Annotated in this window: 8 protein-coding genes; 3 read left to right on the forward strand and 5 right to left on the reverse strand. The window is 74.0% G+C overall.

Features of this window, described 5'->3' with window-relative positions:
* The first annotated feature begins 75 nt into the window (after positions 1–75).
* Positions 76–1,362, forward strand: a complete 1,287-nt coding sequence (locus GFH48_RS16670) for a helix-turn-helix domain-containing protein (protein ID WP_153289041.1) — start codon at positions 76–78, stop codon at positions 1,360–1,362.
* A 56-nt stretch (positions 1,363–1,418) separates the two neighbouring features.
* Here GFH48_RS16670 and sucD read toward each other — a convergent pair whose 3' ends face one another.
* The 5 genes from sucD to GFH48_RS16695 all read right to left on the reverse strand — a co-directional run bounded on the left by sucD (position 1,419) and on the right by GFH48_RS16695 (position 10,526).
* The gene (gene sucD, locus GFH48_RS16675; protein ID WP_153289042.1) at positions 1,419–2,303 is read right to left on the reverse strand and encodes a succinate--CoA ligase subunit alpha; all 885 of its coding nucleotides are present in this window, start codon (positions 2,301–2,303) and stop codon (positions 1,419–1,421) included.
* A 21-nt stretch (positions 2,304–2,324) separates the two neighbouring features.
* Positions 2,325–3,503, reverse strand: a complete 1,179-nt coding sequence (gene sucC / locus GFH48_RS16680) for an ADP-forming succinate--CoA ligase subunit beta (protein WP_153289043.1) — start codon at positions 3,501–3,503, stop codon at positions 2,325–2,327.
* A 1,883-nt stretch (positions 3,504–5,386) separates the two neighbouring features.
* The gene (locus GFH48_RS16685; protein ID WP_228120631.1) at positions 5,387–6,688 is read right to left on the reverse strand and encodes a VWA domain-containing protein; all 1,302 of its coding nucleotides are present in this window, start codon (positions 6,686–6,688) and stop codon (positions 5,387–5,389) included.
* Positions 6,685–9,207, reverse strand: a complete 2,523-nt coding sequence (locus GFH48_RS16690) for a DUF5682 family protein (protein ID WP_153292951.1) — start codon at positions 9,205–9,207, stop codon at positions 6,685–6,687. The genes GFH48_RS16685 and GFH48_RS16690 overlap by 4 nt, the downstream gene beginning before the upstream one ends.
* A gap of 125 nt (positions 9,208–9,332) precedes the next feature.
* Positions 9,333–10,526, reverse strand: coding sequence for an ATP-binding protein (locus tag GFH48_RS16695; protein WP_153289044.1), 1,194 nt, complete (start codon positions 10,524–10,526; stop codon positions 9,333–9,335).
* Positions 10,527–10,661: 135 nt separating this feature from the next.
* On the opposite strand from GFH48_RS16695, the gene GFH48_RS16700 reads away from it, so the two are divergent.
* Together GFH48_RS16700 and GFH48_RS16705 are read left to right on the forward strand one after the other, a co-directional pair.
* On the forward strand, positions 10,662–12,017 hold the full coding sequence (locus GFH48_RS16700; RefSeq protein WP_153289045.1) for an SWIM zinc finger family protein: 1,356 nt from the start codon (positions 10,662–10,664) through the stop codon (positions 12,015–12,017).
* A gap of 88 nt (positions 12,018–12,105) precedes the next feature.
* The gene (locus tag GFH48_RS16705; RefSeq protein ID WP_153289046.1) at positions 12,106–13,752 is read left to right on the forward strand and encodes a DUF5691 domain-containing protein; all 1,647 of its coding nucleotides are present in this window, start codon (positions 12,106–12,108) and stop codon (positions 13,750–13,752) included.
* Position 13,753: the final 1 nt, after the last annotated feature.

The raw sequence follows: 13,753 nt of genomic DNA on the forward strand, positions 1-13,753 counted from the left end.
GGCAAAGCTTGGATGTGTCGCCCAATATGCAGCTATGTACTTTTTCGTACGGAGGGGCGCCCTGTGGGGTCCACGATGACGCAAGACCCCTCGACCCCCCTGCCCGGCCGTGAGGAGCGCCGCCGGCTGCGTGAGGCCAAGTCGCTGAGCCATGCCGACATCGCGGCCGAGGTGGGTGTCACCGCCGCGGTCGTGCGCTCGTGGGAGTCCGGTCGTACGACACCGTGCGGCCGCGAACGGGACGCGTACGCACGGCTGCTGACCTCCACCGAGGTGGCCCGCCATCAAGGGGAGGAAGTCCGCGACGCCCCCGCCGACGATCCCGTCGACGGCCGGAGCGGACGCCGGAAGAGCTGGGGCCTCGGCCGTCGCGGCGGCGGACGGGACGCGTGTCCGGACGGCGACGCCGGCCAGGACGAGGCCGCCCGCGTACCGGCCGGCGTCGCCGCCGGTCCCGTACAGGCGCCCCCGCGACCGACACGCCCGCCGTCGGCTCCCACCGGTCCCGGGGGGAAGCCCCGGCCCGAGCGCGGATGGGGTCCCGGGTACGAGCCCGTCCCGGTCGGCCTGACGCCCGCGGAGGCCTTCGACGCGCTCTACGGGTTCTGCGCCCCCGCCCTGCTGCGGCAGACCTATCTGCTCACCGGGCGGCGCGAACTGGCGCGCGAGTCCGTGGAGCGGGCCTTCCAGTCGGCCTGGCAGCGGTGGCCCGAGGTGGCCGTGGACCGGGATCCGGCGGGGTGGGTGCGGGCGGTCGCGTACGAGTACGCCCTCTCGCCCTGGCACCGGATCCGCCCGCGGTACCGGCACGCGGAGCCGCCGCCCGCCGACGCCGACGACGCCGTGCTGCTCTCCGTACTCCTCGAACTGCCACCGATGCACCGGCGGACCCTGCTGCTCTACGACGGTGTCGGGCTCGACCTGCCGGAGACCGCTGCCGAGACGGAGGCGAGCACGCCGGCGGCGGCCAACCGGCTGCTGCACGCGCGCGAGACGGTGGCCACGCGACTGCCGGAGCTCGCCGCGCCCGAGAACCTGCACCGGCGGCTCGCCGAGATCGCCGGTACGGAGCGGCTGCGGGCCGGGAAACCCTTCATGGTCCGCTGGGGCAGCGAGCGCCGCGCCCTGCACTGGACCCGTGCCGCGATGGCCTTCACCGCCGTCTTCATCGGCATCACCTCGCTGACCCTCAGGGCCGCCCCCGACCACTACGAACCGCCGCTGGCCCCGGGGGCGACGGTGAACGGCCTGCCGCCGCGGGTCGCTCCCGGGCCGCTGTCCCACGAGGAGCTGGCCCTGCGCGCCCGGCTCAGAGCGGCCGCGGCGAGCGGTCCGGAGCGGCTGGTCCCGGATCCGCGCTGAGAACACGGACGGGCCCGCACCCCCCGGGGGGTGCGGGCCCGTCTCACTGTTCCGTGTCAGCCCGCGAGCAGCTCGCGCGCCAGCTTCGCCGTCTCGGTCGGCGTCTTGCCGACCTTGACGCCGGCGGCCTCCAGGGCCTCCTTCTTGGCGGCGGCGGTGCCGGAGGAGCCGGAGACGATGGCGCCGGCGTGGCCCATGGTCTTGCCCTCGGGCGCGGTGAAGCCCGCGACGTAGCCGACGACCGGCTTCGTCACGTTCTTCGCGATGAAGTCCGCCGCACGCTCCTCGGCGTCGCCGCCGATCTCGCCGATCATGACGATCAGGTCGGTGTCGGGGTCGGCCTCGAACGCGGCGAGCGCGTCGATGTGCGTCGTACCGATGACCGGGTCGCCACCGATGCCGACGGCGGACGAGAAGCCGATGTCACGCAGCTCGTACATCATCTGGTACGTCAGCGTGCCGGACTTCGAGACCAGGCCGATGCGGCCCGGCTTCGTGATGTCGCCCGGGATGATGCCGGCGTTGGACTGGCCCGGGGTGATGAGACCGGGGCAGTTCGGGCCGATGATGCGGGTCTTGTTGCCCTTGGCCTTCGCGTACGCCCAGAAGGCGGCGGAGTCGTGGACCGCGATGCCCTCGGTGATGACGACCGCGAGGGGGATCTCCGCGTCGATCGCCTCGACGACGGCGGCCTTGGCGAAGGCCGGCGGCACGAAGAGGACGGACACGTTGGCGCCGGTCTTCTCCATGGCCTCGGCGACCGTGCCGAAGACGGGGATCTCGGTGCCGTCGAAGTCGACGGAGGTGCCGGCCTTGCGCGGGTTCACGCCGCCGACGATGTTCGTCCCGTCCGCGAGCATGAGCTTGGTGTGCTTCATGCCCGTGGCACCGGTCATGCCCTGGACGATGACCTTGCTGTCCTTGTTCAGGAAGATAGCCATGGCTGTTTAGTCCCTCGTCCCTTACTTCGCAGCCGCGAGCTCGGCGGCCTTGTCGGCCGCGCCGTCCATGGTGTCCACACGCTGGACCAGCGGGTGGTTGGCGTCCGACAGGATCTTGCGACCCAGTTCGGCGTTGTTGCCGTCGAGGCGCACGACCAGCGGCTTGGTGACTTCCTCGCCCTTGTCGGCGAGCAGCTGGAGCGCCTGGACGATGCCGTTGGCGACCTCGTCACAGGCGGTGATGCCACCGAAGACGTTGACGAAGACGGACTTGACGTCCGGGTCGCCGAGGATGATCTCCAGGCCGTTCGCCATGACCGCGGCGGAGGCGCCGCCGCCGATGTCGAGGAAGTTGGCGGGCTTCACGCCGCCGTGCTTCTCACCGGCGTACGCGACGACGTCCAGGGTGCTCATGACGAGACCCGCGCCGTTGCCGATGATGCCGACCTCGCCGTCGAGCTTGACGTAGTTGAGGTTCTTCGCCTTGGCGGCGGCCTCGAGCGGGTTGGCGGAGGCGTGGTCGACCAGCGCCTCGTGGTCGGGCTGACGGAACTCGGCGTTCTCGTCCAGCGACACCTTGCCGTCGAGGGCGATGACCTTGCCGGAGGCGACCTTGGCGAGCGGGTTCACCTCGACGAGGAGGGCGTCCTCCTTGATGAAGGTGTCCCACAGCGTCACCAGGATCTCGGCGACCTGCTCGGCGACCTCGGCCGGGAACTTCGCCTGGGCGACGATCTCGCGGGCCTTCTCGATCGAGACGCCCTCGTTGGCGTCGACCGGGACCTTCGCGAGGGCCTCGGGGTTCTCCTCCGCGACGACCTCGATCTCCACGCCGCCCTGCACGGACGCCATGGCGAGGAAGGTGCGGTTCGTGCGGTCGAGGAGGTACGAGACGTAGTACTCCTCGACGATCTCGGGCGCGGTCTCGGCGATCATCACCTTGTGGACCGTGTGGCCCTTGATGTCCATGCCGAGAATGTCCGTCGCGCGGGCGACGGCCTCGTCCGGGGTGGCGGCGAGCTTGACGCCGCCGGCCTTTCCACGGCCACCGACCTTCACCTGCGCCTTGATGACGGACTTGCCACCAAGACGCTCGGTCGCCTCGCGGGCTGCCTCAGGCGTGTCGATGACTTCACCGGCCAGCACCGGTACACCGTGCTTGGCGAAGAGGTCCCTCGCCTGGTACTCGAACAGGTCCACGCGCGTCCGTCCCTATCAGTGATCTCGCGGTTCGTTGTCTGCGTGGGCGTGCCGCGAAGGGCAACGTGACGTCCGCTTGTCACAAGGGTGGCGCACACGATGTCCGAGCGCGCGGCATGTCCGTCCCGCAGGTTATCGCCGCTGGACGCGGGTCCCTAAATCGCAGATCACACCTGAGCGGTGATACCTGTCACAGATCCGTCCCGCCCCGTGACAGGGCAGGGCCTCACCGGGCTGGGGTTGACCCGGTGAGGCCCCTTGAACAGGCCCGTGACGGGCCCGGAACGGGTGTTCCCCACCCCAATGGGGAACACCTGTCCCGCCCGCGGGGATGCGGCCGGACGGATCCGACGGGTTTCGGCCGTCCGGGGCTGCGGCCCCGCGGAGTCTGAGGTGTGTACGGATGAGCCGGCTGTGCCGAGTGCGCGGGACGGCCGGCTCGGTCATGTCCCGGGCGCCGCCGCTCGCGCGGGCGCCGGGTGGGACGCGTGCCGTCCTCGCGCGGGCGGGTCACCGACGAGGGAAGGGGAAGCCCTTGCCGGGGACCGGAAGCCCTAGCCGGGGAAGAGCGGTACGTCCCGGTACCTGTCCCGGGTCCCGGCCGCGGTCACGGACTCGGACGTGGTGGACACGAGCACCAGGGGCGCGCGGCGGTCCAGGGCTACGGCGTACGCGTCGCCGTGCCGCGACACACCCCCGTCGACCGCCGGCCGGTCGCCCGGCGCACCCGAGGAATCACCGACCGGTGCCCTACGCGCGGGAGCCGGTCCCGCCGTCGGACCCCGGTGGCCAGGATGGCCGTGTCCGTGGTGTGCGGCCCCCGCCCGGACGTCCGCACCGGGGCCCACGGGACCGTACGCGGGGACGGCTTCGGAACCCGGTTCCCAACCTGCGGCATGGGGTGCCGCCGGGTCCGGGGCCGGCGCGCCCACCGTGCCCGGCCGTATCGGGTGCGCCGGATCCGCGCGGGGAACCGGCTTCCCGTTCCCCGCGACGGGAGGCGTGAGCGGACCCGGCGGCGACGGCACGGACGGAAGCGATGGGACCGCCGGGGGTGCGGGAAGTGCGGGAAGTCCGGGGAGGGCGGGGAGTCCGGGAAGGGTCACCGGCAGGGTCGTGGCCGGCCCCCCGGTGAGCGTCTTCGCGAGACCGCCTACCGGCCGTACGACGCTGTCGGCAACCCGTCGTACGACGTTGCCGAGGGTCCCGGTGCCCAGGGAGTCGGCACGGCCGGCCGACGTCGGCACCCGGGGTGCCTCCGCCGATGGCGTGGGTCGCTCCCGCGGCGGCTTCCCCAACTCCTGAGGCTTCCGGAACGACTCCGACTGCGACTGCGGCTTCTGTTTCAGGTGCGGCGCGTGGTTCGGCTGCGACTCCTGATTCGGCTGCGGCCTGCGGGGCGATTGCGGCTCCTGGTTTCTCTGCGACGCCCGCTTCGACTGAGGCTCCCGCTTCCGCCCGGCCGAGTTGTCCGCGCGCGGTCCGGTCAGTACCCCGGCGGTATCGGTGAGCACCGGTCGCGCGGCCCGCTCCGCCGCCGACGCCACCGGCGTCGTCAAGGCCGTGGGCGTGCCGCCGTCCGCCGCGTGCGCCTGTCCCCCGCAGAGGAAGCCGAGGGCGGACAACCCGGCCATCAGCAACGACGCTTGCAGCGCACGCCGCCCGGCCGCCCTGCGCAGCACACGCGGAGCGGCACCGGCGGCAGGCGGTGCGGCGGTCGGGATCACGACGGGAAGTGCCTCCGTACGACGGGGCCGGACGGTACGGGTCGGAACCCGGCGCACCGTTCGATTCGAAGAGGCGCTGATCCTCGCACGGGACTCCCGAGGTTGCGCAAGCCCCCTGTTACCGATGGGTAGGCATGTCCGGTATTTCGGCTCTCCTCACACGGCGTCGGGAACGGGAAGCGGGCGCTTCTCGATCGCCGCCGCCATCACGTCGGGAAACAGATCGGGTGTGCAGGCGAACGCCGGTGCGCCCAGCGCCGCGAGTGCCGCCGCGTGCTCACGGTCGTAGGCCGGCGTCCCCTCGTCGGACAGCGCCAGCAGCGCCACGAACTGCACTCCCGACGCCTTCATCGCCGCCACCCGCTTCAGCATCTCGTCGCGTATGCCCCCTTCGTAGAGGTCGCTGATGAGCACGACCACGGTGTCGGCGGGCCGGGTGATGCGCGACTGGCAGTACGCGAGCGCCCGGTTGATGTCCGTCCCGCCCCCCAGCTGGGTGCCGAAGAGGACGTCGACCGGGTCGTCCAGCTGGTCGGTGAGGTCCACGACGGCCGTGTCGAAGACGACGAGCCGGGTGGCGATGGACCGCATCGACGCGAGGACGGCCCCGAAGACGGACGCGTGGACGACGGACGCGGCCATCGAGCCCGACTGGTCGACGCACAGGACGACCTCCTTCTTCACGGACTGCGAGGCGCGTCCGTGACCGATCAGCCGTTCGGGAACGACCGTGCGGTGTTCGGGCAGGTAGTGCTTCAGGTTGGCCGCGATCGTGCGGTTCCAGTCGATGTCGTGGTGGCGGGGGCGGTTGACGCGGGCGCTGCGGTCGAGGGCGCCGGAGAGCGACGCCCGGGTGCGGGTGGCGAGCCGCTTCTCCAGGTCCTCGACGACCTTGCGCACGACGGCCCGCGCGGTCTCCTTCGTCGTCTCCGGCATGACCTTGTTGAGGGAGAGGAGGGTGCCCACCAGGTGCACGTCGGCTTCCACCGCCTCCAGCATCTCCGGCTCCAGGAGCAGGGCGGACAGACCGAGCCGGTCGATCGCGTCCCTCTGCATGATCTGCACGACGGACGACGGGAAGTACGTCCGGATGTCCCCGAGCCAGCGGGCGACCGACGGTGCGGACGCCCCGAGCCCCGCCGAACGGTCCCGCCCCGGCCGCTCCCCGCTCCCCTTTCCGTACAACGCGGTGAGCGCGCCGTCCATCGCCGCGTCCTGCCCGGCGAGCGCGTGTCCGGTGCCGTCCGCCTCGTCGCCCCCGAGCACGAGCCGCCAGCGCCGCAGCCGCTCGTCGGCCGAGGCGTCCGCACGGCGCGCGGAACCGACCGGCGGCACGTCGCCGGTCGGCCGCCCCTCGGCGACCGACCGCGGTGCGCCGACCGACCGCGGTGCGGCGGCCGGTCGCGGTGCGGCGGTGGCTCGGGGCGCGGCGGTCGGGTCCACTGGTACTGAGGTCATCGGTCCACCCCCACAAGGTCGTCGGCGTCGACGGTGTCGTCACCGTCGGCGGATTCTTCGGCGCCGGCGGATCCGTCGGGCTCGGCGGCTGGGCCGATCTCCGGCCCGAGCAGCAGACGCAGTACCGGCAGGACGGCGTCCGCCCGTGCGGCGTCCGGTTCGGGGGCGAACCCGGGTATGCCGGAGACGGCCGTCGCGACACTCCCCCGCGCCCGCGAGCCGCGTCGGACCAGTTCCCCCAGCGTTCTGCGCACCCCGGCCTCGTACGCCGAGAACGTGCGCCGCAGCAGCGGGAGCACGTCGGTGAACGCCTCCGCCGGCACCCCCGTCAGCCACGCGTCGACCAGTCCGAGCAGCCGCTCGTCGTGCACGAGCAGCATGCCTCCCCCGGAGCCGCCGCCGACGAACCCCTCGATCCACGCGGCCGCGTCACCCGGCTCCGTGCCCGGCGACAGCACGAGGCCCATGAGCCGGGCGGCCTCCTCCTGTCCCAGCTCTCCGTCGTCCAGCAGCAGTCGCACGGCCCGGCCGCGGAGGACGCCGGGGACGGTGTCCCGGCCGGTCAGCACACGCAGCACGGAGTGCCAGCGACCGCGCATCCCCGTGCCTCGCCGTCCACCGGCGGACGGCGAGGCCGTGACCGTCTCCCCCAACGGCCCTGCCCCTCCCGGCAGTCCCGTCTCCCCCGACGGCCCTGCCCCTCTCCGCAGCCCCGTCTCCCCCAGCAGCCCTGTCTCTCCCAGCAGTCCCACCGCGCCGTGCACCGCGTCCACATGGCGCCGCATCTCCTCGGCGGCCTCGGCGTCGAGGGCCGCGCAGGCAGGCGGGAGACCGACGAAGATCCGCTCGGCGAGACCCGCGGCCACCTCGGCGAGAGCGCGGGTGTCCGTGCCGCGGACGTCGCCGTAACGCAACGAGCGGACCAGCGCGGGCAGCGCCTGGGCGAGGTGGCCGACGTCCGTGTCCAGTGCCGCCCGGTCGGCGAGGACCCGCATCACCACGGGCAGCGCGTCCGTGAGCCGGGCTAGCAGACAGCGTTCGGCGAGTGCCGTGACCTCGGCCAGGGCGGGTGCGGCGACGGCGTCCGCCTCCGTCCTGGCGGTCGCCGCGGAGAGCACGGTCGTGCCCCACACCCCGGCCTCGGCGACCCGTACGGACAGCTCCGGTTCCCAGCGCAGCCGCCAGGTCTCCCGGAAGGTGCCGGTGCTGCCGCGGGACGCGACGGGCTCGCCCCACCCGATGCCGAGCAGCCGCAGCCGGTGCAGGAGCCGGCTGCGCCCCGCGTCGGTCTCGCCCCGCAGGTCGAGCTCCAACTCCCGCTCCTGCGGCTCCGGTTTGATCCGCAGCCGCTTCTGGAGCCGGGCGAGGTCGCGCTGGAGCGGCACGGCGGGAGCGGACGGCGGCACCTCGCCCAGCACGTCGCCGACCACGAGCCGGTCGTGCACGAGCGCCAGCGGCACGTCCGAGCCCTCGCACATCACGGCCCGTACGGCATCGGTGGTCTCGGTCAGCCCGGCCAGCGGGCGGCCCCGTACGGCGGCGAGCGTGTCCGCCAGCCGGACCGCCTCGATGACGTGCGCGGACGAGACCATGCGGTCCTCGTCGCGCAGCAGCCGGGCCACCTTCGTCATCCACCGCTCGACCGGACGGTCGGGGGCGTCGAAGAGATGCCCGTACCAGCCCGGCGAGTCGATGCCCGCGCCGTACCCGCCGGCCCGGGACAGCCTGCGGTGCGTCCACGGCACCCACGTCATGTCGGTCCTGACCCTGGGCAGTCCCTTGAGCAGCGCCCGGTCGGCGGCGACCGTGGTCCTGCGGCGCAGCGCGGGCACGTGCCAGGCCCCGCACACCACGGCCACGTCGTCCCCGAACTCCCGTCGTGCCGCGCGCACCTGGAGCCGCATGTACGCCTCCCGCTCCGGATCCCGGGCGTGTCCGCCGCCCCCGTACGCCCCCCGCAGTACTCCCATCGCCTCCTCCAGCGCGGCGAACGGCGCGAACGGATCGGTGCGGGTCCCGCTCCGGTGCTCGACCGCGTCCTCCCACCAGCGCTCGGGATCGTCGTGACCGGCCGTCCGCGCGAGCACGGCGAGCGGATCGATCCGCACGGCGTCGTCGGTGAGTTCGGCCGGTACCGCGGGTTCGGCTGGTACGGCGGGTGACCGGGCCGGTTCCTCCTTCTCCCGGGCCAGGGTGTGCGTCGCCGGCAGGTCGATGAAGCGGGCCGGGACCCCACGGTCCAGCGCCCACCGGATCGCCACCCACTCCGGGGAGAACTCGGCCAGCGGCCAGAAGGCGGAGCGGCCCGGCTCGTCCACCACATGGGCCAGGAGCGCGACCGGAGGACGCATGTCCGGATCGGCGGCGAGCGGAATGAGCGTGTCGGCCTCCGGGGGCCCCTCGATCAGGACGGTCCGTGGTGCCGCGGCGTCCAGCGCGGCCCGTACCGCACGGGCCGAGCCGGGTCCGTGGTGCCGGACCCCGAGCAGCAACGGCCCGCCCGCCCGCGCCGCCGGCACCCGTTCCGCCCCCGACCCCGCCCCGACCGCGCTCCGCGTCCCCTCCCGTTCGCGGGGTTCCGCCCTCTCCGCCCCTCCTGCCGCGCCGAGGCCGCGTTCCTCCCCCGTCCCCTCCCCCGGTCCGGTCACGCGCCCGCCTCCCGGCAGGCCCGGTAGAAGTCCTTCCAGCCCTCGCGCTCGCGGACGACCGCCTCCAGGTACTCCTGCCAGACGACCCGGTCGGCCGCCTGATCGCGCACGACGGCGCCGAGGACGCCCGCCGCCACGTCCGAGGCGCGCAGGACGCCGTCGCCGAAGTGGGCGGCCAGTGCCAGCCCGCCGGTGACGACGGAGATCGCCTCGGCGGTGGACAGCGTGCCGCTGGGCGACTTGAGCTTCGTACGCCCGTCCGCCGTCACGCCGTCGCGCAGCTCACGGAAGACGGTGACGACACGGCGGATCTCGTCGACGCCGTCCGGGACGGACGGGAGGTCGAGGGAGCGGCCGATCTGGTCGACGCGGCGCGCGACGATGTCCACCTCCGCCTCGGCGCTCTCCGGCAGCGGCAGCACCACCGTGTTGAAGCGCCGGCGCAGGGCGCTGGACAGCTCGTTCACCCCGCGGTCGCGGTCGTTGGCCGTGGCGATCAGGTTGAACCCGCGGACGGCCTGCGTCTCCTGGCCCAGCTCCGGTATGGGCAGGGTCTTCTCCGACAGGATCGTGATCAGCGTGTCCTGTACGTCCGCCGGGACACGGGTCAGCTCCTCGACGCGGACCGTCATGCCCTCGGCCATGGCGCGCATGACCGGGCTCGGCACGAGCGCCTCCCGGCTCGGGCCGTGGGCGAGCAGCTGTGCGTAGTTCCACCCGTACCGGATCGCCTCCTCCGGTGTGCCGGCGGTGCCCTGCACCAGCAGGGTCGAGTCGCCGCTGACCGCCGCGGCCAGGTGTTCGGACACCCAGGTCTTCGCGGTGCCGGGCACGCCGAGGAGCAGCAGGGCGCGGTCGGTGGCGAGGGTGGTGACCGCGACCTCGACGATGCGGCGCGGGCCCACGTACTTCGGTGTGATCTCCGTGCCGTCCGGCAGGGTGCCGCCCAGCAGATAGGTCGCCACGGCCCACGGCGACAGCCGCCAGCGGGCCGGGCGGGGCCGGTCGTCCTGCGCGGCCAGCGCGGCGAGTTCGGCGGCGAAGGCGTGCTCGGCGTGCTGTCGCAGCACCTCGTCCGCGTGACCGTCCGCGCTCACCGCGCTCGCGCCGGCGCCCGGGGCCGCTCCCCGGGCCTGTCCCGCGGGCGTGTCGACGGACGTCGGTTCCACGGACTCGATGGACACGGTCATGGCGCGTGTCCCCCCTCCAGCTCGGCCGGTTCGGATCTGGTTCCACCGTGCACCACACCACTGACAATCGGCTCTGACCTGCACAAACGCGTTCGCGGAGGTCGATTGTCAGTGGTGGGATCTACCTTCGATGACATGACTCAGCAGGGGGTGCGCTGGACGGCGGACCAGGTGCTGGCACTGGCGCCTGACACGGCGTCACGCAGAGCGGGCAGCGAGCTCGGCACCGCCGGACCGTGGTCGGAGACAGGCAGTTCTGACGAGGGGACGCTATGGGGACTGTGCAGAGGAAGCGGCAGCACGCCTTATCAGACGGTCATAGACATCGCGGACTCCACCGGGCCCGCGTACACGTGCAGTTGTCCGAGCCGGAAGTTCCCGTGCAAGCACACGCTGGGACTGCTGCTGCTCTGGGCGGGCGAGGACGGTGTGGTGCCGCGGGGGCCCGTGCCGGACTGGGCGGAGCGATGGACGGAGGGGAGAAGGGAGCGAGCGGCGGCGAGTCCGACGACGGGCGGGGCATCTGGGACGGCGTCACCGGCTGACCCGGAGGCGGCCCGGCGCAGGGCGGAGCGCCGGGCCGCTCGGATCACCGCGGGGGCCGGGGAGTTGGAGCGGCGGCTGGCCGACCTGTTGCGGGGCGGCCTCGCGACGGCCGAGCAGGCGGGGTACGGGATGTGGGAGGAGACGGCGGCCCGCATGGTCGACGCGCAGGCGCCCGGACTGGCGGCGCGGGTGCGGGAGTTGGGGGCGATCCCCGCCTCCGGTGCGGGCTGGCCCGTGCGGCTGCTGGAGGAGTGCGCGATGCTCCATCTCCTCGACCGGGGCTGGCTGCGCCGGGAGGCGCTGCCGGACGGGCTGGCCGCGACGGTCCGCTCCCGGGTCGGCCTGTCCGGCTCCGCAGCCGGCCCGCCGCTGCGGGACCGCTGGCTGGTCCTCGCCCAGTACGACACGGCGGACAGCCGGCTCATCACCCGCAGGATCTGGTTGTACGGCGCGGAGTCCGGCCGCACGGTCCAGGTCCTCTCCTACGGAGCGGCCGGCCGCGCGCCGGAGCAGGCCCTGCCGGTCGGCCTGGCCTTCGAGGCGGAGGTGACCGCGTACCCGGGCTCGGGCCGGCTGCGGGTGGCCCTGGGCGAGCGGTTCACCCTCCCGGCCCCCACGCGCAGCCGGCCGCCGGGAGTGGGCACATCCCGCGCGGCGGCCCGTTACGGCGAGGCGCTGCGCGACGACCCCTGGCTCGACTCCTGCCCGGTCACGCTGGACCGGGTCATACCCACCCCCGACGGGGACTCCTGGCAACTCGCCGACGAGGAGGGGGATTTCGCGCTCCCACTCGCGCCCTCGGCGCTCTCCGGCCCCGGGCTGTGGCGGCTGGCCGCCCTCTCCGGCGGCGCCCCCGTCACGGTCTTCGGCGAGTGCGGTCACCGTGGCTTCGTTCCGCTGACGGCCTGGCCGGCGGAGGCGGGCGAGGCGGTACGGCTGTGCTGACCCGCGGCGTCCCGTCCACCGGCGGCTTCCCGCCCCCGTTCCCCGCCCGTTTCCCCTGCCCGTGTGCCTCCGTACGGAAAGGACGTTCATGAACGCGACCCCGGCTTCGGCGGGCGTGCCCGTCGAGAGTTCCTGGGAGGAGCTCGTCACCGTGGCGCTGCTCGGGACCGAGCGGCGTACGCCGCCCGTGTGGGCGGCCGGGCGTGAGGTGCCGGTGGCCGTCCTGGACGCGGCCGCCGTGGCGACCCTGCGGCGGCGGGCCGGGATGCGGCCGGGCCGGGCGGCCGTCCGGCCCGAGCCCGCGGCGCCGGACCCGCGACGCCCTCTGCCACCCGCCGCCGCCCGGCGGCTGGCGGTGCTGCTGGCCGACCGGCCCGGCGCCGGAGGCGGCCGCCGTGGCACGGCCCCCGACCTCATGGAACTGCTGCCCCAGTGGCTCGCGCTGGCCGACGCGCAGGGTTTCGCGGCTCCGCCGGAAACACTGCCCGCGCTCCTCGACGCCGCCCGGGGCCGCACGGATCTGCGGCCCGCCGCGCTGGCCTTCGCCGGACCGCGCGCCCTGTGGCTGGCCCGGCTGAACCCGGACTGGCGGTTCGCGCTGCGTTCCATGCCGGGCGGCGGCGCCGCGCTGCCCGGCCCCGACGAGCCCGAGCGCACCCAACGGCTCTGGCAGGAGGGCCTGTTCGCCGAGCGGGTCGCACTGCTCACGGCGCTGCGGGCCCGGCGTCCGGCGACCGCGCGCGAACTGCTCGCCACCACCTGGGGGACGGAGCGGGCCGAGGACCGCCTGATGTTCCTCGACTCGCTGCGGTCAGGACTGGAGCCGGCCGACGAGCCGTTCCTGGAGCGGGCGCTCACCGACCGGAGCCGCAATGTGCGGGCCACGGCGGCGGAGCTGCTGTCCGCGCTGCCCGGTTCGGCGCTCGCCGCCCGGATGGCGGCGCGGGCCGGTTCGTGCGTGGCCGTCGACCGCACCCAGGGGGCGCCCTCGATCGTCGTCGAGGCGCCGCACGAGTGCGACGCGAGCATGGAGCGGGACGGTGTGGTACCGAAAGCTCCGGCGGGACGAGGGGAACGGTCGTGGTGGCTGGGCCAGTTGGTCGAAGCAGCGCCGCTCGGGGCATGGCCGCGGCGGCTGGGGGGACGCACACCGGTGGAGATCGTCGCGCTTCCCGTGACGGACGACTGGCGGAACGAACTGCACGCCGCGTGGTGCCGGGCGGCGGTACGGCAGCGGGACCCGGGCTGGTCCAGAGCGCTCCTCGGCGCACCCTCCGCCGCGGAGGCCGGCGGGCCGGGGGCGGTGTCGCCGGCGGAGCGTTCGAAGCTGCTCGCCACGCTGGGTCCGGCCGAACGGGCCGAGTGGGTGGCGGGGTTCATCGCCACCCACGGCCTGTCCGAGGCGTTTCAGCTGCTGGGGGTCTGCGCGGTGCCGTGGGCGGAGCCCCTGGGGCGTGCGGTGGTCGACGCGCTCGACATCGCGCGCGACGCGGGGAGTTATCCATGGAGTTTCAGTGGGGTGATGGGGCTGGCGGAGCGGTGTCTGGATCCGCTGGAGGCGGGGCGGCTCGACGCGCTCACGGCGATTCCCGACGAGACGGAGAACGCGGCGCCGGGGGCCGGCGGCTACTGGTCGGAGGCCTTCCAGCGTCTCGTCACCACCTTGCGGCTGCGCGCGGAGATGACCGCGGAGCTGGCGGTGCCGGAACCCGAGCGGAGTCCGGCGATGCCCTGAG

The sequence above is a fragment of the Streptomyces fagopyri genome, assembly GCF_009498275.1.
Lineage (GTDB): Bacteria > Actinomycetota > Actinomycetes > Streptomycetales > Streptomycetaceae > Streptomyces > Streptomyces fagopyri.